Annotated in this window: 24 protein-coding genes; 8 read left to right on the top strand and 16 right to left on the bottom strand. The window is 61.7% G+C overall.

Going from position 1 to position 26,993, the window contains the following annotated elements; all coding sequences use genetic code 11:
- Positions 1-20 precede the first annotated feature (20 nt).
- The 5 genes from ASG19_RS20235 to argH form a co-directional block, all read right to left on the bottom strand.
- Positions 21-899 (bottom strand): polysaccharide deacetylase, encoded by an 879-nt coding sequence (locus ASG19_RS20235; RefSeq protein WP_062461640.1) that lies wholly within the window; start codon positions 897-899, stop codon positions 21-23.
- Between the two features lie 145 nt (positions 900-1,044).
- Positions 1,045-1,878 carry an ABC transporter substrate-binding protein gene (locus tag ASG19_RS20240; protein ID WP_062461643.1) on the bottom strand — a complete coding sequence of 278 codons (834 nt, stop codon included), beginning with the start codon at positions 1,876-1,878 and terminating at the stop codon, positions 1,045-1,047.
- A gap of 50 nt (positions 1,879-1,928) precedes the next feature.
- Entirely contained in the window at positions 1,929-2,699 is a 771-nt protein-coding gene (locus ASG19_RS20245) for an amino acid ABC transporter ATP-binding protein (RefSeq protein WP_062461646.1), read from the bottom strand.
- Between the two features lie 8 nt (positions 2,700-2,707).
- Positions 2,708-3,580, bottom strand: a complete 873-nt coding sequence (locus ASG19_RS20250; RefSeq protein ID WP_062461649.1) for an amino acid ABC transporter permease — start codon at positions 3,578-3,580, stop codon at positions 2,708-2,710.
- A complete protein-coding gene (gene argH / locus ASG19_RS20255; RefSeq protein WP_062461652.1) occupies positions 3,577-5,037 on the bottom strand; it encodes an argininosuccinate lyase in 1,461 nt (486 codons plus the stop codon). The genes ASG19_RS20250 and argH overlap by 4 nt, the downstream gene beginning before the upstream one ends.
- Before the next feature lie 159 nt (positions 5,038-5,196).
- Between argH and ASG19_RS20260 the strand changes: the two genes are divergently transcribed.
- Positions 5,197-6,102 carry a LysR substrate-binding domain-containing protein gene (locus ASG19_RS20260; RefSeq protein WP_062461655.1) on the top strand — a complete coding sequence of 302 codons (906 nt, stop codon included), beginning with the start codon at positions 5,197-5,199 and terminating at the stop codon, positions 6,100-6,102.
- Between the two features lie 228 nt (positions 6,103-6,330).
- The gene (locus tag ASG19_RS20265) at positions 6,331-7,764 is read left to right on the top strand and encodes a family 16 glycosylhydrolase (RefSeq protein ID WP_062461658.1); all 1,434 of its coding nucleotides are present in this window, start codon (positions 6,331-6,333) and stop codon (positions 7,762-7,764) included.
- On the opposite strand, the gene ASG19_RS20270 is transcribed toward ASG19_RS20265, so the two are convergent.
- Complete coding sequence (locus tag ASG19_RS20270; RefSeq protein ID WP_082476450.1) at positions 7,695-8,687, bottom strand: hydrogen peroxide-inducible genes activator; 993 nt, start codon at positions 8,685-8,687, stop codon at positions 7,695-7,697. The genes ASG19_RS20265 and ASG19_RS20270 overlap by 70 nt on opposite strands.
- A gap of 138 nt (positions 8,688-8,825) precedes the next feature.
- Here ASG19_RS20270 and katG point away from each other — a divergent pair, with 138 nt between their 5' ends.
- Positions 8,826-11,030, top strand: a complete 2,205-nt coding sequence (gene katG, locus ASG19_RS20275) for a catalase/peroxidase HPI (protein WP_062461662.1) — start codon at positions 8,826-8,828, stop codon at positions 11,028-11,030.
- 54 nt (positions 11,031-11,084) lie between these two features.
- Here the strand turns inward: katG and ASG19_RS20280 are convergent, their stop codons facing one another.
- From ASG19_RS20280 to coxB, 5 genes are read right to left on the bottom strand one after another with little or no spacing between them, the layout of a single operon-like run.
- Positions 11,085-12,137, bottom strand: coding sequence for a c-type cytochrome (locus ASG19_RS20280; RefSeq protein ID WP_244476239.1), 1,053 nt, complete (start codon positions 12,135-12,137; stop codon positions 11,085-11,087).
- Positions 12,134-12,775, bottom strand: coding sequence for a cytochrome c oxidase assembly protein (locus tag ASG19_RS20285; protein ID WP_062461665.1), 642 nt, complete (start codon positions 12,773-12,775; stop codon positions 12,134-12,136). Before ASG19_RS20285 ends, ASG19_RS20280 begins: the two co-directional genes overlap by 4 nt.
- A complete protein-coding gene (locus ASG19_RS20290; protein ID WP_062461668.1) occupies positions 12,772-13,155 on the bottom strand; it encodes a hypothetical protein in 384 nt (127 codons plus the stop codon). The genes ASG19_RS20285 and ASG19_RS20290 overlap by 4 nt, the downstream gene beginning before the upstream one ends.
- Positions 13,152-15,668, bottom strand: a complete 2,517-nt coding sequence (gene ctaD, locus ASG19_RS20295; RefSeq protein ID WP_062461671.1) for a cytochrome c oxidase subunit I — start codon at positions 15,666-15,668, stop codon at positions 13,152-13,154. Before ctaD ends, ASG19_RS20290 begins: the two co-directional genes overlap by 4 nt.
- On the bottom strand, positions 15,665-16,732 hold the full coding sequence (gene coxB / locus ASG19_RS20300; RefSeq protein ID WP_082476451.1) for a cytochrome c oxidase subunit II: 1,068 nt from the start codon (positions 16,730-16,732) through the stop codon (positions 15,665-15,667). The genes ctaD and coxB overlap by 4 nt, the downstream gene beginning before the upstream one ends.
- Before the next feature lie 207 nt (positions 16,733-16,939).
- Between coxB and ASG19_RS20305 the strand changes: the two genes are divergently transcribed.
- The gene (locus ASG19_RS20305) at positions 16,940-17,857 is read left to right on the top strand and encodes a Ku protein (protein ID WP_062461674.1); all 918 of its coding nucleotides are present in this window, start codon (positions 16,940-16,942) and stop codon (positions 17,855-17,857) included.
- Positions 17,858-17,871: 14 nt separating this feature from the next.
- Positions 17,872-18,678, top strand: a complete 807-nt coding sequence (locus tag ASG19_RS20310; RefSeq protein ID WP_062461677.1) for a Ku protein — start codon at positions 17,872-17,874, stop codon at positions 18,676-18,678.
- Between the two features lie 305 nt (positions 18,679-18,983).
- Here ASG19_RS20310 and ligD read toward each other — a convergent pair whose 3' ends face one another.
- On the bottom strand, positions 18,984-21,656 hold the full coding sequence (ligD, locus tag ASG19_RS20315) for a DNA ligase D (RefSeq protein WP_062461680.1): 2,673 nt from the start codon (positions 21,654-21,656) through the stop codon (positions 18,984-18,986).
- A 153-nt stretch (positions 21,657-21,809) separates the two neighbouring features.
- On the opposite strand from ligD, the gene ASG19_RS20320 reads away from it, so the two are divergent.
- Complete coding sequence (locus ASG19_RS20320; RefSeq protein WP_062461683.1) at positions 21,810-22,244, top strand: helix-turn-helix domain-containing protein; 435 nt, start codon at positions 21,810-21,812, stop codon at positions 22,242-22,244.
- A gap of 39 nt (positions 22,245-22,283) precedes the next feature.
- Here the strand turns inward: ASG19_RS20320 and ASG19_RS20325 are convergent, their stop codons facing one another.
- Positions 22,284-23,033: an SDR family oxidoreductase gene (locus ASG19_RS20325; RefSeq protein WP_062461686.1), complete on the bottom strand. Its 750-nt coding sequence runs from the start codon at positions 23,031-23,033 to the stop codon at positions 22,284-22,286.
- Positions 23,034-23,252: 219 nt separating this feature from the next.
- Between ASG19_RS20325 and ASG19_RS20330 the strand changes: the two genes are divergently transcribed.
- Positions 23,253-23,762, top strand: a complete 510-nt coding sequence (locus tag ASG19_RS20330; RefSeq protein WP_062461996.1) for a disulfide bond formation protein B — start codon at positions 23,253-23,255, stop codon at positions 23,760-23,762.
- Between the two features lie 10 nt (positions 23,763-23,772).
- On the opposite strand, the gene ASG19_RS20335 is transcribed toward ASG19_RS20330, so the two are convergent.
- Both ASG19_RS20335 and ASG19_RS20340 read right to left on the bottom strand, forming a co-directional pair.
- Positions 23,773-24,330, bottom strand: a complete 558-nt coding sequence (locus tag ASG19_RS20335; protein WP_062461688.1) for an HNH endonuclease — start codon at positions 24,328-24,330, stop codon at positions 23,773-23,775.
- Between the two features lie 101 nt (positions 24,331-24,431).
- Positions 24,432-25,085 carry a DNA-3-methyladenine glycosylase 2 family protein gene (locus tag ASG19_RS20340; RefSeq protein WP_200933930.1) on the bottom strand — a complete coding sequence of 218 codons (654 nt, stop codon included), beginning with the start codon at positions 25,083-25,085 and terminating at the stop codon, positions 24,432-24,434.
- Positions 25,086-25,118: 33 nt separating this feature from the next.
- On the opposite strand from ASG19_RS20340, the gene gluQRS reads away from it, so the two are divergent.
- The gene (gluQRS, locus tag ASG19_RS20345) at positions 25,119-26,018 is read left to right on the top strand and encodes a tRNA glutamyl-Q(34) synthetase GluQRS (RefSeq protein ID WP_062461691.1); all 900 of its coding nucleotides are present in this window, start codon (positions 25,119-25,121) and stop codon (positions 26,016-26,018) included.
- Here the strand turns inward: gluQRS and ASG19_RS20350 are convergent.
- Positions 25,941-26,921 carry a YihY/virulence factor BrkB family protein gene (locus tag ASG19_RS20350; protein WP_244476240.1) on the bottom strand — a complete coding sequence of 327 codons (981 nt, stop codon included), beginning with the start codon at positions 26,919-26,921 and terminating at the stop codon, positions 25,941-25,943. The two genes, gluQRS and ASG19_RS20350, sit on opposite strands and share 78 nt — an antisense overlap.
- Between the last annotated feature and the right edge of the window lie 72 nt (positions 26,922-26,993).

A 26,993-nucleotide genomic window follows, 5' to 3' on the forward strand; every position in this document is an offset into this window, starting at 1 on the left:
TCGGTTTCTCCAGGTCTTTCTTAAAGCTCTGCGCGGGCCGCTTCCAGCGCGTCGAAATGGTCCGATATCTCGGCGCCCGTGGCAATCCAGACATCGGTTCTGCTTTGCACATGGATCAGGAAATCGCGCAGCAGATGCCAGCGCATCGGCCGTCCCGAAACCTGCGGATGGAGGACCAGCGTCGTGACGCCGCCCCAAGCATGTGTCGCCTCGAATTCGTCAATCCACAGCTGCAGCACCGCGTCGCGTCCGAAGATCGGGCGTGAACTGGTGCGGCTCGTCATGCCGAAATTCCAGTCGTCGAAGGCGAAGTTGACCGGGATCTCGATCAGACCGCGCTCGCCGCCATGATCCGCATGCCTGTAAGGCAGGATATCGTCGCGGAAGGAGCTGGAATAGCGCATGCCGGATTTCGAGAGATAGGCGAGCAGTTCCGGGAAATTCTCACCCGATGGTGCGCGGTAGCCGATCGGCCGCACGCCTAGCACCTGGTGCAGCGCCTCATAGCCGCGATCGATTTCCTCGAAGGCCTCATCCAGCTTGTCGCGGTCGGGCAGCTTGTGGAGATAGCCGTGATGGCCGATCTCGTGGCCAGCCTTCAGGATCGCTTCGCACTGGGCGGGATGCGCAAGCGCCGTCCAGCCTGGAATAAAGAAGGTCGCCGGTAGCGACAGTTCATCCATCAGCGACACGATTTTTGAAATGCCGACGCGGGCGTCGTAGCCGCCATGCGAGGTCGTCACCATGCGGTCGACATTGGAAGGGTTGTTGCCGATCCAGGCGGTTTCCGCATCCACGTCGAAGCCGATGAAGAGAGCGCTTTTCGCGCCGTTCGGCCAGACCATGGCGGGTGTGGGAGGCGCCGGATTGAGCGGACGGGGGGTAAGGTCGAAGGGCATTACAAAACCTCCGGTCGGAAAGAATGCAAAGCCGGGCCACCGCTGAACAGATAGCCCGGCTTCCGATGCAAAACGGACTGGTCCGCCGACCGTCCGGCCTGAAGGAGATCAGGCCGGAGGCACCCGTTCTGCGACACGTGAAAGATTACTTCTGGGCTTCGCTGTTGACGTAGATGCCGTCGAGGGCAGCCGATTCCAGGTTCCACTTGGCAAGGATCGTCTTGTATTCGCCGCTGGCCATCAGGGCCTTCATCGCGCCGATATAGGCGTCACGCAGCTCGGTATCCTTCTTGGAGAAACCGATGCCCTGGTAGATGGCAGTGAACGGCGCGCCGATCGACACATACGCACCCTTCTCAAGCGTCATCAGGTAGGGAACGGTTTCCGAACCCTGGACGGCGGCATCGACGCGGCCCTGCTTCAGCTGGGTGCGGGCATCGGCCGAACCTTCGGTGCCGACGACCTTGACGGCCGGCAGGCCCTTGGCTTCGCAGTTGGCAGCGCTCCACTTCGCCGTTTCGTCCGGGAAGGACGTGCGGCGGCTCATGCCGACATTCTTGCCGCAGAGATCGGTTTCGGACTTCAGTTCGTCCTTGCGGGCCGCCGTCGTGTAGAACTGGGCGCCGGACTTCATGTAGTCGACGAAATCGAGAGCATCGCGGCGCTTCGGCAGATCGCTCATGCCCGAATGGATGATGTCGACGCGGCCCGTGGCAACCGACGGCACCATCTGTTCAAAGCCGATATCCGACCATTCGACAGTCACGCCGAGCTGCTTGGCAAGCGCCAGGCTGAGATCGATATCGAGGCCCATCAGCGTGTTGGTGGCCGGGTCCTTGTATTCCATCGGCGGATAGTTCGGCGTGTTGGCAACGACGATCTTGCCGGCGGTCTTGATACGCTCCGGCAGGGCCTGAGCGGAAACCGAGCTGGCGGCAGCAACGGCTGCGAGGGCGACGATTGCGAATGTCTTGGTCATGATATCCCCTGTTCTCTTGTTTTTGGTCGACTGGTTGAACGTGAAGGCGGTCAGTTATGGACTGCCCGGATGAATTCCGCGGTGCGCGCGCTTTTCGGCGCCGACAACACTTCCGAAGCAGGGCCGGTTTCGACGACCTTGCCCGCTTCCATGAACGTGACGGTGTTGGCAACGTTGCGTGCAAATCCCATTTCGTGGGTGACGACGATCATGGTCATGCCGGACGCGGCCAGATCCTTCATCACGTCGAGCACTTCAGATACCAATTCCGGATCGAGCGCAGACGTCGGCTCGTCGAACAGGATGAGGTCTGGCTGCATGCCCATGGCACGGGCGATCGCGACGCGCTGCTGCTGGCCGCCGGAGAGTTCTGAAGGGTAATGGTTCGCCTTTTCAGACAGGCCGACGCGGGCCAGAAGCGCAAGCGCATCCTCGCGCGCCTTGGCGGCCGGCTGGCCGAGAACCTGGATCGGCCCTTCCATGACGTTTTCGACAGCCGTCAGATGCGGGAACAGGTTGAAGCGCTGGAACACCATGCCGATGCGGCGACGCTGGCGGGAGATTTCCTTGTCGGCCAGTTCATGCAGGTTGTCGCCTTCGCGGCGATAGCCCATCAGCTCGTCATTGACCCAGATCGCACCTTCGTCCATCCGCTCGAGGAGGTTGATGCAGCGCAGGAACGTGCTCTTGCCGGAGCCGGACGGGCCGACGATGCACGCGACTTCGCCGCGCCGGACTTCGAGGCTCACCTTGTCGAGCGCCTTGAACGCATCGAAGCTCTTGGTGACGTCGATTGCCTTGACCAGAATATCTTTCGTCATGTCCAACCTCACATCGATGCTCTGATAGATTTCGATCCGCGGCCATAATAGCGCTCGATGCGCTGCTGGATGACGGACAGAACGGACACCACGACGAGATACCAGAAGCTTGCCACCAGCAGCAGTTCGAGAACGCGGGTGTTGGCGTAGTAGATGACCTGCGCATTGTGCAGGATTTCGGAAAACTGGATGACGCTGGCAAGCGAGGTGAGCTTGACCATGCCGATCACCTCGTTGCCGACAGGCGGCACCATGACACGCATGGCCTGCGGCAGAACGATGCGGCGCAGCATCTTCATCTGCGTCATGCCGATCGTGCGGGCCGCTTCGTACTGGCCGCTATCGACCGACAGAAGACCGCTTCGCACAACTTCCGACGTGTAGGCGCCCTGCTGGATACCGAGACCGAGCATGGCCGCCACAAACGGCGTCATGATATCGACAGTGCGGAATTCGAACAGGCCGGGAATGCCGAGCGTTGGGAAGATCAGCGCCAGATTGAACCACAGCATCAGTTGCAGCAGTGCCGGCGCGCCGCGGAAGATCCACAGATAACCGATCGCGATCCACGACAGAACCGGGTTGCCCGAGATCCGCATGATGGCGATCACGACGCCGAGCACGATGCCGATCGCCATGGCAGCAACTGTCATGACCAGCGTGTTGACGAGGCCCTGCAGAATGACGGGCGCAAACAGGAAGTCGCGCACATAGGACCATTCGATCTGACCGACGCTGAAGGCGCGGATAAGCGCTGCCATCAGCAGAATGACGATGCCGGCGGCCACGTTGCGGCCGATATGCCGCTTCGGCACCAGCTTCAGATGGGCAACCTCGTATTTGGTGCTGTCGTCTGCAGCAACGGTCGTGGATGCACTCATCGCGTGCCAGCCTCCGCAGCGTTTGCGGCAACTGCCGTCTTTGCGCCGATATCTTCCAGCGCGAACTGACGGCGGGCGTCGATCGCTGCCTCGAACCGGCCGATCTGGTCGCGCACCGCATCGGGTGCCGTGCAGCCGTATCCGGTGCGGCTGGCAAGCGCATGTTCGAGCGTGATCGCCTCAAGCAGGCCGGGGCCGAGACGCGGATCGATCTTGGGCAGATCTTCGACGGTGAGCCCTTCAAGATCATGGCCGCGCTCTTCGCAGTAGCGCACCACAGCGCCGGTAATTTCGTGGGCTTCGGCAAAGGTGACGTTCTGGCTGACCAGCCAGTCGGCCACTTCCGTTGCGAGGGTAAAGCCGCGCGGCGCCTCTGCCCTCAGCTTCTCGACGTCGAACTCCAGTGTCGCGACCATGCCGGCAAAGGCAGGCAGGATGAGCTGCAGCGTATCGATCGTCTCGAACAGGACCTTCTTGTCCTCGGCGAGATCGCGGTTATAGGCGAGCGGCATCGCCTTCATCGTGGCAAGAAAGCCGGTGACATTGCCAATCAGCGTGCCGGACATGCCGCGCGTCAGCTCGGCGATATCAGGGTTCTTCTTCTGCGGCATGATCGAGGAGCCGGTGGAATAGCTGTCGTGCAGGCGCACCCAGGAGAACTGCTTGGAGCTCCAAATGCAGATCTCTTCAGCCAGACGCGACAGGTTGACGCCGATCAGCGAGGCGATGAACAGGAATTCGGCGACGATATCGCGCGATGCGACCGAGTCGATCGAGTTTTCCGCAGCTGCCGAATACCCGAGCTCAAGTGCCGACAGGTCCGGCCGGTTGACGATGCCGGAACCGGCAAGCGCTGCCGCGCCGAGCGGCGACCGGTCGAAGCGGCGGTCGAAATCGCCAAAGCGCTCCAGATCGCGCAACAGCGACTGCGCATGCGCCATCAGGTGATGACCAAGCACGACGGGCTGCGCCGGCTGCAGATGCGTGAAACCGGGCATGACGGTTTCGACATGGCGTGCCGCCTGCTCGCGGATCGCGTCCTCGACGTCGATCAGGCCGGCGGAGAGCTCACGCGCCATGCGGCGGAGATAGAGACGGGTGTTGTTGGCGGTCTGGTCGTTGCGCGACCGACCGGCGCGCAGCTTGCCGCCGAGAGCGCCGAGACGGGCCATCAGCAGCCGCTCGAGAAACGTATGCACATCCTCATCGCCGGCTACAGGCGTTTCGCGGCCTGCCGCGACATCGACCTCGATCGTGTCGAGCGTCGAGCGGATGGCCGAAAACTCGGCCGCATCGAGCACGCCGGCGCGCTTCAGTTCGGACGCATGCGCCCGGGAGCCGGCGATGTCTTCGCGATAGAGACGGAAATAGGAGGCAGGTGCCCGTGAAAGATTGGCCAGAGCTTCGGAAGGACCGGACTTGAAACGTCCACCCCAGAGCTGTGCGGATGCCGACATGAGCAAACCCCTCTGTTCAGATAATGGGCAGGGATCCCATGTGCACCACGAATGGGCAAGCGAACTTATTTCCTTGGCCCTATGACAAAAACGACTAGCGCACAACGGCGCGCTGGCGATAATGGATCGAACGCATCCCGACAAAACAGCGAGACCCTGATGGAGCAACGTCGCAGGCGCCTGCCGTCCACCGCATCGCTTCAGGTTCTGCTGGCGGTGGCCGAACGCGGATCGACGAGTGCTGCCGCGGAAACGACGGCGCTGTCCCAGAGTGCTGTGAGCAAGCAGCTGCTGGCACTTGAGGAACTGATCGGCAGCCCCGCCTTCCTGCGCACGCCGCGCGGCATGGTGGCAACCGAGGCCGGCCGCATCTATATCGACCACGCGCGCACGGCCCTGAAAGCAATGGAAGACGCCGCGCTTCTGGTGGCCCGGCTGAAACCCGGCCCCGGCGTGCTGCGCCTGCAGGTCCTGCCGATTTTCGGCGATCGCTGGCTGTTGCCGAAGTTTCATCTGTTTGCGGAACAGCATCCTGACATCGAGGTGCAGTTCACGACCTTCATCTCGCCATCGCAGTCTGAAGTCCCGGACGGCATTTTCGAGTTTGCGGCGACGCCACAACACCGAGACAACAGCACCTATCTCTTCGGTCAAGACGTGCTTCTGGTGAGCGCACCGAACTATTTCGCCAAGGCCGGAACGCCTTGTGACATCGACGACCTTGCCGAACACGTGATGCTCGAACATCCCCAGACGCCGTTTCACTGGCAACATTTTGTAGCTCATCACAACCGCGACGGGGCCACTGTTCGCCACATTACCCGCTTCGGCTATTACACGATGGTGATCCGCGCCGCACTTGCCGGCCAGGGCTTGGCACTGATCCCACGCGGCCTGATCCTCGACGAGATTGCTACCGGCAGGCTCATCAATCCGGCCGGCCTCGGTTACCGGAGCGATTTCGGCTACTGGTTCAGCACGCCCCATATCCATTCCAGCCCGTCCATGCTGACATTCAAGACATGGCTGACCGCGCAGCTGGGACCTGAACTGGACCGCCCGTAACCGCGACTGTCCACAGCCAGATCTGGCATGCCTGCCCCATACCCGCACACTTCTGTCGCAAAAAAGGACGGCACGAACAGTCGTGTCCAGAAATGGGAGCAGCTTGTTCAGCCCGCCAGCGGTTCGCGCTGTGCGGTGCAGCATCGACGCGGTAGCCTGAAACAGGGAGCTCTAACGAAACGGAGGAGAAGACCAAAGGTCAACGTTTTTCAAACAGGAGACACTTTGATGACCAAAACCGTTTTGAACGCCCTTGGCGAAACCTTGTATTACAGCGGCACATCCAAAGCCTGGATTTCGGCGACGGGTGCCGGCACCGCACTCTCAGGCACAGCGGCCAATGACTCCATGTACGGCGACAGCGCCGTCAACGTGACCATGAGCGGCGGCGCCGGCGACGACGTCTATTACCTCTATTCCAGCATCAACCGGGCCGCTGAAGCGGCAGGCCAGGGCATCGACACGGTCGATACCTGGATGAGCTACACGCTGCCGGACAATATCGAAAACCTGCGCGTCACCGGTGACAACCGCTTCGCCTTCGGCAACGATCTCGACAACATCATCTCGGGCTCGTCCTCGCGCCAGACCTTCGATGGCGGTGCGGGGAACGACGTGCTGACCGGTGGCGGCGGGGCCGACACATTCATCGTCGCCAAGGGCAATGGCAGCGACCTGATCACCGATTTCAGCGCCGACGACAAGATCCGCCTCGATGGCTACAGCTTCACCTCCTTCGAACAGGTGGGCAACAGCCTGACCCAGGAAGGCGCCAATCTGCGGCTTGACTTCGGGGACGGCGACAGCCTCGTATTCGCCGGAACGACAGCCGATGACCTGTCTGCCGACCAGTTTGCGCTCAGCCTCGACCGCTCGGTCCTGACGAAGACATTCGGCGACGAGTTCAACGCGCTTTCCCTGAATAACGGCACGAGCGGCACGTGGGACGCAAACTTCCACTGGGCGCCGGACCAGGGCAGTTCCCTGCCGACGAATGGCGAAAGCCAGTGGTACGTGAACCCGCTTTATTCGCCGACCGCCGGCTACAGCCCGTTCTCGGTCTCAAACGGAGCGCTGACGATCACCGCCAAGAATACGCCGGATGCGATCTCGGACGCGGTCAACGGCTACGACTACGTGTCTGGAATGTTGAACACCCATTCGACATTCTCGCAGACCTACGGCTATTTCGAAATGCGCGCCGACATGCCGACCGACCAGGCGACATGGCCAGCCTTCTGGCTGCTGCCTGAGGATGGCTCATGGCCGCCGGAAATCGACGTGGTGGAAATGCGCGGCCAGGACCCGAACACGGTGCATGTTTCGGTGCATTCCAACGAGACCGGCAAGCAGACCACCCAGACCTCTGCAATCAGCGTTCCCAGCACCGAAGGCTTCCACACCTACGGCATGCTGTGGACCGAAGAGGAAATCGTCTGGTATTTCGACGACGTGGCAATCGCCAGCGCCGAGACACCGTCAGACATGCATGACCCGATGTACCTTCTGGTCAATCTGGCCGTCGGCGGCGCGGCCGGCAAGCCGGGCGATCTGTCCGGCGGAGCCAAGATGGTCATCGACTATATCCATGCCTACGAAATCAACGACGATGCAGCGCCTACGTCGTCGATCTCAAGCGCATCGGACGACGGCCTCGTATAGGCCGTCTGCTGCTGCCGCATGATGGCGGCCGCACCAAGCACCACGTCGGCCACCTGCAGCAACTGCTTGGCAAGCGGCGTCGAATTGCGCCAGATCATGCCGATGCTGCGGGCCGGTGGCGGTGAATCGAACCGCGAAATAGAGACCCGCGCGGAGCGGGTCTCGACCGGCACCGCCATTTCCGGAATGAGCGTGACGCCGATGCCGGCACCGACCATCTGCACCAGCGTCGACAGCGAGCTTCCCTCCATGATTTCCCGCGACAGGATCTCGCGCGGGCGGTTCGACCCGATGCCGCAGAAGGACAGCGCCTGATCGCGGAAACAATGTCCCTCCTCAAGAAGGAGAAGCCGCATTTCCTTGAGCGCATCCGGCTCCGGCACCGGTTTGTCGCCATCCTCACGGCTGCGCACCAGCACGAATTCCTCGTCGAACAGTTTGAGCTCCGTCAGTGACGGCTCGGAGACCGGCAGCGCGACGATCGCCACATCGAGCCCGCCCTGCATCACTTCCTGCACCAGTCTGGTCGTCTGCGTTTCGCGGATCTCGACCCGGATCCCGTCGAATGCCCGGTTGAGCTCGTTGATAACAGATGGAAGCAGATAGGGTGCAACGGTCGGGATGACGCCGATGCGAAGCCGCGACAGAAACCGGTCCCGCGACGCGCGCGACAGATCCGCGAGTTCGTCGGCGGCCCGCACGATGTCGCGCGCCCGGAGCGCAAAAAGCTCTCCGAACGCGGTCAGCCGGACGTCGCGCGTGCCCCGGTCGAACAGGGCGCGACCGACTTGATCCTCGAGTTCCTTGATCTGCATCGACAGCGCAGGCTGAGAGATGGCGCAGGCTTCAGCCGCCTTGCGGAAACTCGCGTCGCGCGCCAAAGCCTCGAAATAGCGGAGCTGTTTGAGAGTAAAATTGGTCATAAGGTGAAATTATCGCAACCATCAGGAAATCCAACTTAAATTTATCGAAATGTTCCTGTAGGACTTGAGACACCGGGTTGCGACACACAATCCTCCCCTATTCATGCAATGCACGACAGACAATCTAAGGAGAATGTCATGGACACGAAAACTGACACTGCGGGCAAGTGTCCCGTTGCACATGGCCAGAACCCCCAGGGCCATACGCCGCGCGGTCGCTCGAACCGCGACTGGTGGCCAAGCCAGCTGAACGTTCAGATCCTGCATACCCACACGGCACTGGCCAACCCGCTGGGCAAGTCGTTCGACTATGCGGAAGAATTCAAGACGCTCGATCTCGACGCCGTGAAGCAGGACCTTCACGCGCTGATGACCGATAGCAAGGACTGGTGGCCGGCCGACTTCGGCCATTACGGTGGCCTGTTCATCCGCATGGCCTGGCACAGCGCCGGCACCTATCGCATCACCGACGGCCGCGGCGGCGCCGGCATGGGCCAGCAGCGTTTCGCACCGCTCAACAGCTGGCCTGACAACGTCAACCTCGATAAGGCTCGCCGCCTTCTGTGGCCGATCAAGCAGAAATACGGCAACAAGATCTCTTGGGCCGACCTGATGATCCTGACCGGCAACGTTGCGCTGGAATCCATGGGCTTCAAGACTTTCGGTTTCGCCGGCGGCCGTGCTGACGTGTGGGAGCCGGAAGAGCTGTACTGGGGTCCAGAAGGCAGCTGGCTGGGCGACGAGCGCTATAGCGGTGAGCGCGAGCTGGCCGAACCCCTCGGCGCCGTGCAGATGGGCCTCATCTACGTCAACCCGGAAGGCCCGAACGGCAATCCGGACCCGCTGGCCTCGGCCCGCGACATCAGAAGCACCTTTGCCCGCATGGCGATGAACGACGAGGAAACCGTGGCGCTGGTCGCCGGCGGCCACACGTTCGGCAAGACCCATGGCGCCGGCGATCCGTCGCTGGTCGGAACCGACCCGGAAGGCGGCGAACTGGAATCGCAGGGCCTCGGCTGGGCGAGCAAGCACGGCACCGGCATGGGCGCCGACACGATCGGCAGCGGCCTCGAAGTCACCTGGTCGCAGACGCCGACCCAGTGGAGCAACTACTTCTTCGAAAACCTGTTCGGCTTTGAATGGGAACTGACGAAGAGCCCTGGTGGTGCCCACCAGTGGCAGGCAAAGAACGCCGACGCTTCTGTACCGGACGCGCACATTCCCGGCCGCAAGCATGTGCCAACCATGCTGACGTCTGACCTGGCGCTGCGTTTCGACCCGATCTACGAGCCGATCTCGCGCCGCTTCCTCGAAAACCCGGCCGAATTTGCCGACGCGTTTGCCCGCGCCTGGTTCAAGCTGACCCACCGCGACATGGGACCGAAGGTTCGCTACCTCGGCCCGGAAGTGCCCGCCGAAGACCTGATCTGGCAGGACGTCATTCCGCCGGTCGATCATCCGCTGATCGACGATGCTGACATCGCCAACCTCAAGGAAAAGGTTCTGGCAACAGGTCTTTCGGTTCAGGAACTGGTGTCCACCGCTTGGGCTTCGGCTTCCAGCTTCCGCGGTTCTGACAAGCGCGGCGGTGCCAACGGTGCCCGCATCCGTCTGAGCCCTCAGAAGGACTGGGACGTCAACCAGCCGGAACAGCTTGCCAAGGTTCTGCGTCAGCTGGAAGACATCCAGACCGCCTTCAACACGGCCCATGCCGGTGCAAAGAAGGTCTCGCTTGCCGACCTGATCGTGCTGGCGGGCGCTGCCGGCGTTGAAAAGGCGGCGAAGGCTGCTGGTCACGATGTCGTCGTGCCCTTCTCGCCCGGCCGGATGGATGCCTCCGAGGCGCAGACCGACGCCCTGTCGTTTGCAGCACTCGAGCCGCGCATCGACGGTTTCCGCAACTACGTGAACGAAAAGCGCACGCAGTTCATGCAGGCGGAAGAAGCACTGGTCGACCGTGCCCAGCTTCTGACCCTGACGGCACCGGAAATGACCGTTCTGGTCGGCGGCCTTCGTGTTCTGAACGTTGGCACCCCTGAGCATGGCGTGTTCACGACTGCCAAGGAGACGCTGACGAACGACTTCTTCGTCAACCTCCTCGACATGGGCACCGTCTGGGCACCTGTTGCCGGCGAGCGTGGCGTCTATGAAGGTCGCGACCGCAGCACCAGCGCGCGGAAGTGGACTGCCACCCGCGCCGACCTGATCTTCGGCTCGCATTCGCAGCTGCGCGCGATTGCCGAAATCTATGCCCAGGCCGATGCCAAGACGAAGTTCGTCAAGGATTTCGTGGCCGCATGGGTGAAGGTGATGAACGCAGATCGTTTCGACCTGCGCGCCTAAAACAAAACCGGCCGGACGCAACACACGTTGCGCCCGGCCGATCTCTTTCTGGCGTCAGCGCTGGCTGAAGAACGCCGAGAGAGCATCGATATCGTCGTCCTGAAGATATTTTGCGGCATTCACCATCAGATGGCTCGATGACGTGCCGCCACGAACGGCGCCTCGAAACAGATCGAGCTGCTGCTTCAGATAGGCGGCATTCTGCCCCGAAAGTTTCGGATAGGCAGGGTTCGCACCCCCCTTGTCATGACAGCTGAGACAGACGGGAATTTTGTCCGCTGACCGTCCCTTCTCGGCAAGCTCGCGGCCTCTTTCCACAAGCGCCTGGTCCTTCGACGGCAGATCGCGTTTCGGACTTTGCTGACCGGCATAATAGCGCGCCAGCTCCGGCAGGCTTTCCTCCGGGAGCGTGCCGACTGCGACACCCATGATCCCGCTCGGCCGCCTGTTGTCGTGATAGGCCTTGAGGCTTTCCAGCAGATAGGTCTCCGACTGTCCTGCGAGACGCGGGATTATGCTGCCATCGTTGAGCTTTGCTTCCGCATGACAGCTTTCGCAGGTGATCGGCAGCGGCGACACTTCGCCCGCGGTTCCCATGCCGTGCAGCCCTGACGCGGCGATATAGGCCATGCCATCCATCTCAGGCAGTTTGCGCAGAAACGCCACCATCGCCCAGATTTCGTCGTCGCGCGTCTGCACCGGCCAGGCCGGCATGCCGGTAAAGCGAACGCCGTGCTTGACGATCTCGAACAGTTGCGCGTCGGTCCAGGTCGGCACGACTACTTTCAGATCCGGCGGCGGCGGCAGCATCGACAGCACGGCATCGGACCGGCCCTGCGCCGGCGACCCGTGACAGGTGGCGCAGCCGCTTTCGAAATGGCCGGCGCCCGCAGGCACCAGGGCCGGATTGTCGAGCGGTGGCGGATCGACGGACATTGAGGCAGTGCTGACCGAATTGCGCATCACCCAATGCAGGAACCAGTCGGTCGCTGCCCAGTGTCCCGTCGAGGCGCGCACGCTGATCAGGCCCGACCACGCGACGCCGAGGCCGAGGATCGGCGCAAGTATGGCAAGAATGATCAGATGCTTCCAGCGGATCGTCATCATGCGTTCCCCTCAAGCTCAGGAGCCGGATCATGCCTCAGCATTCCGGCGAGCAGCGCCACGCCGCCTGCAAGATAGACGATAGCACCGACCAGCAGCATCACGACACCGCCTGTCTGCTGATCGGCGAGTGCCGTCAGCGGAACGCCGAAACAGCTGACCTCGCCGCCCCCATAAAGCGGCCGCGGCGACAGCGACAGAAGCGCGCCAAGCAGCGTCATATGCATCGAGGTAAACAGCAGGCCGAACGTGCCGGCGAGACGGCGCGCCTCGCGCCCGGATGCAGCACCGCCCAGACAGGAGAGCCACAGTGTCAGCCCGGCGCCAAGAAACACCAGCTGCTCGAGAGCTGCGAACGGGACTGACCCTTCCGATAGCTCCCGCATGGCCGGAATATGCCAGCCCCAGACGGCAAACAGTTCCAGAACCGAGGCGAGCATCGGTGTGAGCCAGAGATGACCGGCCGTGAAATCGAAGCGCGTTCCGGACATGCCAAACGCAATCAGCGGCGATGCAACGGCAACCACACCCATATGCGCGACCATGTGCACCGAGAACGAGCCACGATCGGAAAACGGCAGGATGCCGAACCAGAGCAGACCGAGGACCAGCGCTCCCGAGATCAGCGCAAGGCGTTTCATGGCTGGCACTCCGCAATGAAGATCAGCGGAATGGCCGCATAGACGACCGACACGAAGCTCAGGCCCGACAGAAGCAGCGTTGCAAACCCTTGGAACAGCGTGCGCGACGAGCGCGTCGGTTCGTCATGCGGCGCGTCCTTGGCACCGAACCCCCACTGGCGCCAGGCGAGATAGGCCGAAAGCACGATCATCGCGAGCGCGGCGAGTGTCACGACGACAAGCACGATCCGGACCGTGTCGAAGCTAAAGGACGCCGGCAGACGCTTGGCGCAGAAAACCGCGACCGTCGCATAGCAGATGATGAAATGCAGCGCCCAAACCACTGGCGCCGTAAACAGGGTCCAGAGAGTTTCGACCTCGCGGGGGATAACGCTCTTCATGATGCCACCAGCGGAAAGAGACCGAGCACGCCGAACGTGACGACGGCGGTAAACGCCATGAAATGCCAGTAGAGCGTGACGTTGCGGATATCCTGATCGTATTCGCCGGTCATGTTGCCGGTGAGGCTGCGGGCAAGGCAGTAGAGCTGCATGACGACGCCGACCACGCCGTGGACGACGGTCCAGAGAGCAATCACCCAGACGGTGGCCGGATAGACGTTGGAAGTCGGGTCCATGCCGGTAAGATATGGACCGGCGAGACCGGCAAGCGAGGCGGCGATGGTAACGGCTGCGGCTGCAACGAGGGCAAAGCGGCAACCCGTTGGGCCCTTCTCGTTCAGCTGCCGGGCCAGCATCGTCAGGCCCCAGGCCGCTAGATAAAGCAGTAGTGCCACCATCGGCCAGAACACGCCGGGCCCGGCACTGACGCCGGTATAATCGTCATGCACCGTCCAGTAGAAGAAATAGCCGAAGATCAGGCTGGCAAAGGCGGTACCGTCACCAACCATAGTGATGAACATCGCCCACCATCCGACGGACGCGGGCCCGGAGACGTAGACCGGCAGGCTGAGGCCCAGCCCGACATCCGTCTCGGCCGCTTCAGGGATCTGCGCCGTACCCGTCCACAGCCAGTAGATGATGGCGATAAAGGTGATGATGGCGCAGATGATGGTGGGGATCCACCAGTGGAAGGTGAGCGCGATAAACACGCCACCCAGCGACAGCGCCGCGATGATGGTGACATAGGAGACGCCGCCGACGCGCAGACACTGGATCGGCTTTGCATCGAGCACCGACGTGACCAGCGTCTCGCGCCGACCGGATTTCGCATCCGGCAGATAGAACCGGCCAGCCTCGATATCGGCCTGCAGGTTCGGCTGGTCCCACAGCGGGTAACGGCTGGTGATGATCGGCACGGAGCGCATGCCCCAGCTCTCGTCCGGATCGTTGGTCCATTCCAGCGTTCCGGAATTCCACGGGTTGAGATTGCGTTCCGCGGGCTTGGGTTTCGGGCGGAAGATGTCGATCACGAAGGTGGCCACACCCGCCGCAAAGATGAAGGCGCCGATGGTCGAGATAAGGTTGAAAATATCCCAGCCGAATTCTTCCGGGTAGGTAAAGACGCGCCGCGGCATGCCCCGCAGCCCGGAAAAATGCATCGGGAAGAACGCGGTGTTGAAACCCGTAAACATCAGCCAGAAGGCTACCTTGCCCCAGGTATCCGACAGCTTTTTGCCGGTCACGAAGGGGAAGTAATAGTAGATGCCGGCAACGATCGGGAAGAACATGCCGCCGATCAGCACGTAATGCAGGTGCGCCACGATGAAATAGGTGTCATGCGCCTGCCAGTCGAACGGAACGAGCGCCACCATGACGCCGGTCAGCCCCCCGATCACGAAGATGATCAGCCCGCCGGCCCCAAACAGCATCGGCACGGAAAAGATCACCCGGCCCGCAAGCATGGTGGCGATGAACACGAAGATCTGCACCCCGGTCGGGATTGCCACCGCTTCCGATGCCGCCGAGAAGAAGGCGAGCGAAATCTGCGGCAGGCCGGTCGCGAACATGTGGTGGACCCACAGCCCGAAACTCAGGAAACCCGTACCGACAGCCGCCAGCACGATCCAGGAATAGCCGACGATCGGGCGCTGCGAAAACGTCGGCACGATCATTGCCATCAAGGCGATGGCCGGCAGGAAGACGATGTAGACTTCCGGATGCCCGAAGATCCAGAACAGATGCTGCCAGAGCAAGGGATCGCCGCCGCGCGATGGATCGAAGAACGGCCAGTTGAACATCCGCTCCATCTCGAACAGGATGTCGCCGGCAATCAGCGGCGGGAAGGCAAACAGGATCATGCCCGCGACGATCAGCAGATACCAGGCAAACATCGGCATCATGTTGATGCGCATGCCGGGGGCGCGGCATTTCATGATGCCGACGATGATCTCGACGGCTGCGGCAATCGATGCCACCTCGATGAAGGACAGGCCCAGCAGCCAGATGTCGGCGCCGATGCCGGCATATTCCTTGTCGGTGGCAAGCGGCGGATACATGAACCAGCCGGCATTGGGTGCCGCGTTGAAGAAGATCGAGCCGCAGACAAAGATGCCGCCGAGCAGAAAGCTCCAGTAGCCGAAAGCCGAGAGCCGCGGGAACGGCAGTTCGCGCGCGCCGAGCATGGAGGGCAGAAGAAAGATCGCGATCGCCTCGAAGATCGGCACCGCGAACAGGAACATCATGACCGTGCCGTGCAGGGTGAAGACCTGGTTGAACAGCTCGGCCGACATGAAATCATTGTTGGGAACGACGAGCTGCAGCCGGATCAGCAGCCCGAGAACGCCGGCAAACAGCATGAAGACGAATGCCGTGACGCCGTACCAGAGGCCGATCTCGCTATTGTTGACCGACGTCCAGTAGCGCCAGCCCTTGGGCGTTTCCCAGGTGTCGCGCAGCCTCTTTTCCTGGGCGGCGCGCTCCTCGGGCGAGAAATTTCCGAGTTCAACGCTCATCGAAGCCCCTTCAGATACTGTGCAATGCGATCGGTTTCGGCTTCGGGCAACATGTTGTAATGCGGCATCCGCACGCCGGGCTTGATGCCGGCCGGATCGCGCAGGAAGCGGGCGATATCGGCGGTGGTGTTGCCAAGCGTGCCGGCCCCGACCGAACCGCGTTCGCCGAATGCAGTCAGATCCGGGCCAATGACGCCGCGCGCCTCGGTGCCTGAAATCGCATGGCAGGCGGAACAGCCGTTTTTCAGAAACAGCGCCAACCCCTCGGCATCGCCGCCACCGGACGCGCTGCGGCGGGATGCGAGCCAGGCGTCATAGGCTGGCTTTTCCATCACCTCCACGGTAAAGCCCATCAGCGCATGCGAGGTGCCGCAGAATTCGGCGCAGACTCCGCGATAGGAGCCGGGCTTGTCACCCTCCAGCGTCAGCACGTTGCGGCGGCCGGGGATCATGTCCATCTTGCCGCCGAGCACCGGGATCCAGAACGAATGGATGACATCGGGTGAGGTCAGCTGAAACGCCACCCGCTCGCCGACCGGCATGCGGATCTCGTTGGCGGTCTCGAAGGCGACAGAGCCGTCCGGATCGAGATAACGGACGCGCCACCAGTACTGCTCGCCCGTGACATCGATCTGTTGGAGCCCCTCACCGCCGCCTGAGAAAAACGGACGGACATTCGGCATCAGCCACATGGCGTAGGATAACAGCGCGCCAAGAACGATGCAGGGCATCACGGCGCCGCCCCAGAGGATCAGCCTGCCCGCCCCTTGTTCGGAATGGGCGTTCTTCTTGCGCGCCGCATAAAACAGAAGCACCACGACGCCGACCCAGATCACCGCGCCGCCGATCAGCATCGCGAAGAACAGTGTCGCGACACCCGCGGCTTCCCGTCCCGCGGGATCAAGCACCGACAGGTCGCCGGAGCAGGAAACCAACAGCGGACAGAGGAGGAAGAGGGAGAGGATCGCTTTCGTTGCAGGCCAAAGCGTGCGGGCGATGACATCGCCTCTATGGATCTGAGATCGGGTTGGCCGGCCATCGCCGGTCAAGCGGTCATCGTTCATTCTGCCATTTTCCCCCGGCTCCAACAGGCGCAATGCGCAACACCGAGTTTTGTTCCCCGCCTAGCGCAATATTTTTCGGGGAGAGCATTTGGGACCGCATGGCCTCGAACTTCATGACAACCGCTCGCGAAAAGGAACTATCGCCCTCTGGCTCCGTTACGTCACCTTCGTTGACGATCCCGCCGTCAAGCAAGGGAGCAGGCCGATATGAGTGCACCACGTGCCAACTGGAAAGGTCATATCAAGTTCGGCGAGGTGAGCTGCCCTGTCGCGCTCTACACAGCGGTTTCATCGTCGGACCGGATCAGCTTCAACATCCTCAATCGCAAGACCGGAAATCGCGTGCGCCGCGAGTTTGTGGACAGCGAGACAGGTGACCCCGTCGAGCACGACGACCAGGTGAAGGGCTACGAGACCGGCAGCGGCAAATACGTGGTGCTGGAGCCGGACGAGATCGCCGCCGCGATCCCCGAGAGCGACAAGACACTCGATATCGACGCGTTCATTCCATGCTCGGAAATCGACGACATCTATTTCGACAAGCCCTATTATCTCGCGCCCCAAAAGCTCGGCGAGGAAGCCTTTGCGCTTCTGCGCGACGGCATGAAGGAGGCAGGCGTTGCCGCCATTGCCACCACCGTCCTGTTTCGCCGGCTGCGGACGGTTCTGATCCGTCCCCACGGCGACGGGCTGATCGGCACCACGCTCAATTTCGATTACGAGGTCCGCTCGACGGACAAGGCGTTCGAAGACGTGACGGAGGTGAAGATCGACAACGAGATGCTCGAGCTCGCCTCCCACATCATCGGCACCAAGAAGGGCCACTACGACCCCACCAAGTTCGACGACCGGTATGAAGAAGCGCTGGCCGAACTGGTGAAGGCGAAGCTCGAGGGCAAGAAGATCCCGAAGCGGAAGGCTCCGACAGCCTCCAAGCCGACCGATCTTCTTCAGGCCCTGCGTGATAGCGCCGGCATGGGCGGCAAGTCCGGATCAACGGACAAGCCGAAGGCAAAGACCAAGGCGAGCGCCAAGCCGAAATCCGCCAACACCAACAAGACGCCGCGCAAGACTGCCAAGTCAGCACCATCATCCTCGACAAGCACGCGCCGCAAGGCCGGTTAAGGGAAACGACAGCCATGGCGATACGTCCCTACTGGAAAGGCTATCTGAAGCTTTCGCTCGTCACCTGCTCCGTCGAGATGACACCGGCGACCTCGGAAAGCGAGAAGGTGCGCTTCCACACGCTTAACCGCGAAACCGGCAACCGCGTGCAGAGCCACTACGTCGACTCAGTGACCGGCAAGCCTGTGCGCGATGACGATGAAGTCAAAGGCTATCAGCGCGGCGAAGACGACTACGTGATGCTGGAAGACGAAGAGCTCGACAATGTCGCGCTCGAAAGCACCAAGACGATCGACATCTCGACCTTCACGCCGCGATCCGAAATCGACTGGATCTGGCTCGATACGCCCTACTATCTGACGCCCAACGAGAAGGTCAGCGAAGAGGCATTCTCGGTGATCCGTGCCGCGATGGACAGCCAGGAGATGGTCGGCATTTCGCGACTGGTGCTCGGCCGGCGCGAACGGGCCGTGATGATCGAGCCCCGCGGCAAGGGCATCGTGCTCTGGACGCTGCGCTTCGGCGACGAAGTGCGCGAGGCCAAGGACTATTTCGACGGACTGGACAAGGCCGAGCCCGAAAAGGCGACACTGCCGCTGATCCGCAAGCTGATAGAACAGCAGACCCGCCCCTGGGACGCGAAATTCGTGACCGATCCGGTGCAGGACAATCTGCTCGACATCATCAAGGCGAAGAAGAAGCAGCGCCGCCCGGTACCGAAGAAGGCCGAAAAGGAAGAGTCGGAGAAGCCGAGCAACGTCATCGACATCATGGATGCGCTGAAACGCTCGCTGGCGGCAGACAAGCGGAAGAGCAAGTAGGGCGACGGCTGGTGGGGAACGGCGGGGTCGGGCTGCTGACGAAGGTCTTAGCCAATACCTCTGCGGGTCATGAGGGAAATTGATCCGGTTGCCAAACACTCCTCTTCCTCGCCCTTGTGGCGGGGATCCAGTCAGCTCAAGTCCTTGAGCTGAAACGAGTCTTTGACCCGACGGACGTCGGGTCGCTGGATCCCCGCCACAAGGGCGAGGATGAGGGAGAGTGGGGTATCGCTCTCCCCAAACAAAGCTTCTTCAGGGTTTGCCAGAGGCCTCAGGCCGACGCCGGCCTACCGTTCCCACCCCCCTCAGCCTCGAGCCTCAACCTTCTTCAATCGCTTGATCGCCTCTGCAAGCGGCCGTTCGGCATCGCAATAGTCCTTCCACGCTTCGCTTTTCGCAATCAGCGCCGGCACCGTATGAATGGTGAAGCGCTGCGGGTCGAGGTCGGCTTTGACCTGGGTCCAGGTGAGCGGCATGGAGACCGTCGCACCCTCGCGCGCACGCGGCGAAAGCGGCGCGACGGCTGTCGCCATGCGGTCGTTTCGCAGATAGTCGATGAAGATGCGGCCTTCACGCAGCTTCTTCGACATCTTGGTGAGATAGAGATCGGGATCGTCCTGCGCCATCAGGTTGGAAACCCGGTGCGCGAAATCCTTGGCTTCATCCCAGGTTAGTTCCTTGCGGCCGCCCGTCTTCAGCGGCACGACCACGTGCAGGCCCTTGCCGCCGGTCGTCTTGCAAAAGCTCATCAGCCCCAGTTCGTCGAGCCGGTCGCGAATTTCCCGCGCGGCCTCGACCACTTTCGGAAAGGCGACATCGGGAGCCGGATCGAGGTCGAACACAAGCCGGCCGGGAACTTCGGGCTTGTTCGGCTGGCAGTTCCATGGGTGCAGTTCAAGCGATCCGACCTGCGCCAGCGCTGCCAGTCCCTCGATGCGATCGACCTGCAGATAGGCCTTCTTGTCGCCGTGTACCTTGACCAGTTCCAGAAGGTTCGACGTGCCTTGCATGGCATGCCGCTGGAAGAACTGCTCGCCGCCGATACCATCCGGCGCGCGGATGACCGAGCAGGGCCGACCCTTGATATGGTCGATCATCCAGCTCGCAACCGATTCGTAGTAACGGCCAAGATCCTCCTTGGTAACAGGCGTGTCGCCGTTTTGCGCATCGCTTGGCCAGAGCGGCTTGTCGGGATTGGAGAGCATCACCCCCATCACTTCCGCCTTGCCGCCCCTGCCGCGCGGCACCTTCGTCGTCTTTGCAGCGCTGGCGGTCTTTTCCGCCTTTGGCTGCGGCGTCTCCTGATCCGGTGAAGCCGGCTTTTCCGCCTCGACCTCATCAGCTGGCTTGTCTTCGCGCAGGCCCTTGAATGCCGCCTGGCGCACCTGGCCGTCGTTGGTCCAGCCCGCGAACTGGATCTCGGCAACCAGGTCCGGTTTCACCCAATGCATGTCCTTGGTCTTCTTCGGCGCTCCGATACCGGTAAACGGACTTTTGTCGGCAGAAAGCGGTTCGAGCTTGGACATCAGATCCGCCGCCCTGCCCGCGCCAAAACCGGTTCCAACGCGTCCGACATAAACGAAATGGTTGTCGCGATAGACGCCGGCCAAAAGCGAGCGGAATTTGCCTTCGGTCGTCGCATAACCGCCGATCACCACCTCGTGGCCGGCACGGCACTTGGCCTTGACCCAGGTATCGCTTCGGCCCGACCGATAGGGTGCATCCGCCTGTTTCGAGACGATTCCTTCGAGCGAGAGACGGCAGGCGGAACGCAGAACCGCATCGCCACCGGTTTCGAAATGGTCGACATAGCGGATGCGCGCCCCCGCTTCCGCCTCGGCAATCACCTTCGAAAGTCGAGACTTCCGCTCGTCCAGCGGCATGTCGCGCAGGTCTTGGCCCTCGTGGAAGAGGAGATCGAAGGCGAAATAGACAAGGTCGTCTGTCTTGTCCTCGGAAAGTGCCGCCTGCAGCGCTGCGAAATCCGGCGCGCCGTCATGATCGAGCGCGCAGATCTCTCCGTCGATGACCGTATCCGGCAGGACTGCGGCATCCTTGGCGATCTGCGAAAACCGCTCCGTCCAGTCGAGCCCCTTGCGGGTCCTTAAGATGGTCTTGCCATCCTGCACGCGCATCTGAACACGATATCCATCGAATTTGATCTCATGCAGCCAGCCTTCTGCCGACGGTGGCCGGTCGCGGATCTGGCAGAGCTGCGGTGCAATGAAATCCGGCATTTTTTCCGAGGCCGGTTTCGCCTTATCTGCGCTCTTGCCCTTGCCCTGGGTCTTGCCGCGCCGTTCGTCAGCCGCCAGTCCTTCGCTGCTGTCCCACACGGCATCCGCATCGACCGCGCCGCTGGTCAGCATGAAAGGCTTCGGCTTGCGTCCCTTGCCCGCAGCGATCGTTGCCATGTCGCGACCGGACGCGACCGACGTTTCGGCCTCCTTCAGGATAGCATCGCCGTCCTTGTCGACGGAATGGTCGTCGATATGCTTGATCAGCAGCCAGTTGGTGCGCTTGCCGCCATCGCGATCCTTTTTCATCCGCACCAGCACGAAGCCGCCCTGCAGCCTTTCGCCATCCAGAATGAATTTGAAATCGCCCTTGGCGAGAGCCTTCTCCAGGGAAAGCGCGCCGTCGACTTCCCAATATCCCCGATCCCAGAGCATGACCGTGCCGCCGCCATACTCGCCTTTCGGAATGGTGCCTTCGAAATCGCCGTAGTCGAGCGGATGGTCCTCGACCTCGACGGCGAGGCGCTTGTCCTGAGGATCGAGCGAGGGTCCGCGGGTCACCGCCCAGGACTTGAACACGCCATCCATTTCCAGCCGCAGATCGTAATGCAGTCGCGTCGCATCGTGCTTCTGGATGACGAAGCGGCCACGCTTGGACGGCCGCACTTCGGCGGCGCCGCTCGGCTCCTTGGTCGTCTTGAAATCACGCTTGCTGCGGTAGGTTGAAAGAGTATCGGACATGGAACGCTCCCTGCACGGCTAGGGAGTCCGAATGCCCTGCCGGCGCAATGGTTCCACAACGCACGGTGGATGGATCGAAGGCGCTCGTCTTGCTGCTTAACTCTCTTTTCGATACAAACGCACTCAAGGTTCGACAGCAGGGGATACGCCACCATGAGCATCCAGCAGAAGCCGGTCTTCACGGCCGACGACGTGGCGCGGGCAGAGAGCTACAAGGCGCGCGACTATCCCGACAATGTCGATCCGAAGGTGGAAGACCTCGTCCGCCAGATGATCTCGAGCTTTGCCGACAAGTGGACGGTGGTCATCCTCGATACGCTGTGGGACGAAGGTGTTTTAAGGTTTTCCGACCTCGCCCGCCGCGTCACCGGCATCAGCCAGAAAATGCTGACCCAGACGCTTCGGCGCATGGAACGCGACGGTCTGGTCATTCGCAAGACCTATGCCTGCGTGCCGCCCAAGGTAGAATACAGCCTATCACCGCTCGGCCTGACGCTCGGGGCTGCCTTTTGCAATGTCTGGATCTGGGCGGTCGAGAACCACGATGCGGTGGCAAAGGCTCGGACAGCATTCGACGACGAAGGCTGAAGGCGCCAGCGATACCGGCGCCTCCAGAGATTGCAGCCCTTAGCTCGGGTTGATCATCGCAAAGACCTGGTCGAAATTGCCGGTGGCTTCGGCCGTGCGCTGCCGCATCACCCGCTGAACCATCACTTCTGACGGCGTCGGATCGGCGCAGAGCAGCCCGACGGACTCGGACACGAAATCGGCAAGCGGCATGGCCGTCGCGAATTTCGACTGGCCGGGTGTCAGCTCCGTCGCCACCTGCGGCGGGGCAAGCTCCACCACCGCAATCTTGGTGCTGCGCAATTCGTGCCGCAGGCTCGTTGTCCAGGAATGGATGGCTGCCTTGGTGGCGCTGTAGGTCATGGAATCGGCGCGCGGCACGAAGGCAAGACCTGAGGAGACGGTGACGATCGCCGCTTCCGGCTTCTGGCGCAGATGCGGAAGCAGGGCCGAGGTGAGCCAGATCGGTGCGAGAAGGTTGGTGGTGATGGTGCGCTCGGCCACATCGACGTCATAGACATCAGCGAGCACGTTCTCGCGCTCCATGATCCCGGCATTGTGGATGACGACGTTGAGATCCGGATGATCATTGACCACCGAAGCGGCAAACTCGTTCAGGCCGTCCTTGTCGGTGACATCGAGCTGGTATCCGCAAAGCGCCGGATTGTCCTTCAGCGTTTCGTTCAGGCTTGCCTCGTTGCGACCGGTAACGATCACCTTCGCGCCGCGTTCGGAAAGGGCGATGGCGAGTCCGCGGCCGATGCCGGAATTGCCGCCGGTAATCAGGATTGTTGCTTTCGTGAAATCCATTTGCATTCTCCAATGCTGCTGATGCGCTTCAATATCATCCATAGTAACTTTTAGTAAGAAGGCACCTTTTCGTAAGAAATGGGAAATTGGATGGGGCCATCACGGCAATGTGCCGCACACGGCCTGCCTGACAAGGGGCACACGGTTTACAGCATGACCGGTTCTGATTTACAGCTGCGCCCGAAATCTCGTCGGGAATACAAGGATAAGCCGATGGCGCTGACTGCTTCCACCACCCATGCCCGCAAGGGTCTCGGCCATGCGGTCATCGTCACGCTCGGCATGGCGGCAACCGTCGGCACGGCGCTCGGCTTCCAGTATCTCGGCGGCTATATTCCCTGCGCGATGTGCCTCCTGCAGCGCGAACCCTATTACTACGCAATTCCGGTCGGCATTCTTGCCATGGGTGCCCTGGCATTCGGCATGCCCGCCTGGATCGGCCGCACGCTTCTGATCCTCGTCGGCCTGATGATGCTGGTCGGTGCCGGCATGGGCGTCTATCACGCGGGCGTCGAATGGGCCTTCTGGGAAGGTCCCGCAAGCTGCGGCGGCGGCGCGGGTGTCACGACCAATGCCGGCAGCCTTCTCTCCGATCTCAACACGGTGCACGGACCATCCTGCACGGAAGCAGCACTCCGCGTGCTCGGTCTGTCCTTTGCTGGCTGGAACGTGATCGCCAGCGTCATCCTCGCGGCTATCGCCTTGATCGGCGCCAAGAAGGCCGCGTGAGACGTAACCCTTACGGCTGCAGCTCGGAATCCCAGTAGAGATAGTCCATCCAGCTTTCGTGCAGATAGTTGGGCGGAAACAGCCGGCCGTTGTTATGCAGGTCCTGCACGGTCGGCGCATAGGGCTTCTGGTGTGGGAACATGCCGGCCTGCTTGGGAAGCTTGCTGCCCTTGCGCAAATTGCAGGGCGAACACGCCGCCACAACGTTCTGCCAGGTCGTTTCGCCGCCATGGGCCCGCGGGATGACGTGGTCGAAGGTCAGATCGTCATGATCGCCGCAATACTGGCACTCGAACTTGTCGCGAAGGAACACGTTGAAGCGGGTAAAGGCGGGATTGCGGGTCGGCTGGATATAGGTCTTCAGGCTGACGACGCTTGGCAGTTTCATCGAGAAGCTGGGCGAACATACCGAATGATCATATTCGGCAATGATGTTCACACGGTCGAGGAATACCGCCTTGATCGCGTCCTGCCAGGACCACAACGACAAGGGATAATAGCTCAGTGGCCGATAGTCAGCGTTCAACACGAGCGCCGGTAAGGCCTGCGGGGAGACTGCAATCGTCAAATGACGCTCCTAACGGATTCGGCATCTATCTCCTCTATATTAGGACCGTTGTTACAGGATTGTGAAGCCCTTTAAATACAGGCGGCTTCGTCACTCAAACTTCACAAAATCGGAGAGACGTCGCGCTTCGTCCGGACCCCGTAATAGGACCAGAAAAGCCTCGTCGCGACCGAGCGCCACGGCCGCCAGATGAGCGCGATGGCGGCGAGCTGCTTTTCTGTCGGGCGCGCTTCCATGCCAAGCCCATCGGCAACCGCTGCCTGCAGCGCCACGTCGCCTACCGGAAAGAAATCCGGGTGGCCCGCGGAAAACATCATGTAGCACTCTGCCGTCCAGGGACCGATGCCGGGAAGTGCGATCAGCTGTCGTGTCGCCTCTGATGCCTCCAGTCCCGCGATGGCATCGAGATCGAAGCCCTTCTGCGCAATCGCCGTCGCAAGATGCATCAGCGTCGCAGCCTTGGCCCGCGATAGACCGAAGCTCGCGACAACCTCTGGATCAAGCGCTGCAAAAGCCTCGGCTTCGGTGGCACGAACAGCCGCCATGCGCTTCCAGATCGCGTCGGCGCTCGCCCGCGAAACCACTTGCGAGACGATGATGGAGGCAAGGCCGGCAAAACCCGGCTCGATCAGCCGCAGTGGCAACTCGCCGGACATCTCGATGATGGGGGCAAGACGCGGATCAGCGACCACCAGTTCGGCAAGTCCCTCATCGATATCCGATCGGTCGCGGATGATCCGCACGGTTTTCTCCATGGTTGCGCATCTCAAATCGTGGCAGAAGGAGGCATGCCAGCCACCCAAATCGCCACCGATCCTGATAGACCAATCCTGCGTTTCGCGCCAAGCCCGAACGGACTGCTGCATCTCGGACATGCGCTTTCGGCGGTCCTCAACCACGAAATGGCGCGGGAAATGAATGGCCGCTTCCTGCTGCGGATCGAGGATATCGACCTTGCCCGTTGCACGCCCGAGTATGAGGACGCCATCTACCGCGACCTCCGCTGGCTGGGACTCTCCTGGGAAGAACCGCCGCGCCGCCAGTCCGAGCATTTCGAGATCTACCGGGAAGCGCTTGGTGAATTGATGGACATTGGGCTCGTCTATCCGGCCTTCATGACCCGCGGCGAGGTCAAGGCGAAGGTCGCGGATTTCGAGGCCGATGGCGCGACATGGCCACGCGACCCGGACGGGTCACCGCTCTATCCGCAGGATGACCGGCGCTTGAGCGATAGCGAGCGGAAGAGGCTGATCGAAAGCGGCATCCGCCACAGCTGGCGGCTCGACATGGACAAGGCGATGGCGAGAGTTTCGAACCCCTTGACCTGGCGGGAAATCGGCGATGGGGCCGCAAATCTGGTCCCGGCGGATCCGGCAGCCTGGGGCGATGTCGTCCTGTCGCGCTCGGATGCTCCTTCGAGCTACCATCTCTCCGTCACCGTGGACGACGCGGCGCAGGGCATTACCCATGTGGTGCGGGGTATGGATCTCTATCACGCAACGTCGGTTCACCGGCTTCTGCAGGAGCTGCTCGGTCTGCCGCAGCCGATCTACCACCATCATCGGCTGATCCTTGGCGAAGACGACCGGAAGCTGTCGAAAAGCGAGGGATCAACCGGGCTTGCGGCCCTGCGCGACGCGGGTCTCGGCCCGCTCGACATTCGCCGCCTCCTCGGCCTTGAGGGCTAGAGCCGAAGCATCGCCCCGGCGGCGACGCTCTTTCCGGACGCGGGAGAAGACCGAATAGATCCGGTACTTCATCAACGCCGCATTGAACTCGGCGCCGAGCATGAAGATCACGCCCACCATATATAGGAAGATCAGCACGATCATGATCGACGCCAGACCCGCATAGGTCGCTGCGTAATTGGCGAAGGTCGAAAGATAGGCCGCGAAACCGAACCCAAAGCATGTCCACAAAAGCACCGTCAGCGCCACGCCCGGCATGATGTCGATCAGCCGGCGATCTCCCGCCGGAAGGTACTTGTGCGACCCGAGCAGGCCGATCATCAGGAGAAACGCCGTGCCGACGAGACCCCAGTTGGCGGCGGCATTGAGATCGCTGATCAGCCAAGGGAAACGGGTCTGAGCAAACCGCGATGCGACGGGGACGGCGAGAAGAAGAATGCTGATGACCGCAAAGATCACCACCGCCAGGATGACGTAACCCAGACTAGCAAGACGCGTCACATACCAGGGTCGCGTTTCGGTGACCCGGTAGGCGCGGTTGAGCGAGATGCGAAGGGCCTCGACGCCGTTCGACGCGAAATAGGCAGCCGCCAGCACGGATACGGTCAGCAACCCGCCGCGCGGTATCTCCAGCACCCGCTGAAGTTCGGACGCGATCGGATCGGCGACATCGGCCGGCCACGTATCAAACAGGAGGTGCACGGTCGTTTGCGAAAAGCCGCCGGCACCGAGAAAGCCGGCAAGTGCCGTGCCGAAGATCAGGAATGGAAACAGCGCCAGTAGCCCCGACAGCGCCACGTGGCTCGCCATCGCCCATCCATCGTCCTCCGAGAAATGCCAATAGGCATCCCAGAGCACCTTGAACGCCAGTCTCGGCCACCTGACCGGGGAGTTTTCTTCCAAAGGCGGCATCTCCCTGAGGGCTTCGGTGGAGGATGAGTTGAGGCTTGTGGCAAAATATGGAAGGTAGGCGGC

It is taken from the genome of Rhizobium sp. Leaf306 (assembly GCF_001423425.1).
GTDB lineage: Bacteria > Pseudomonadota > Alphaproteobacteria > Rhizobiales > Rhizobiaceae > Neorhizobium > Neorhizobium soli.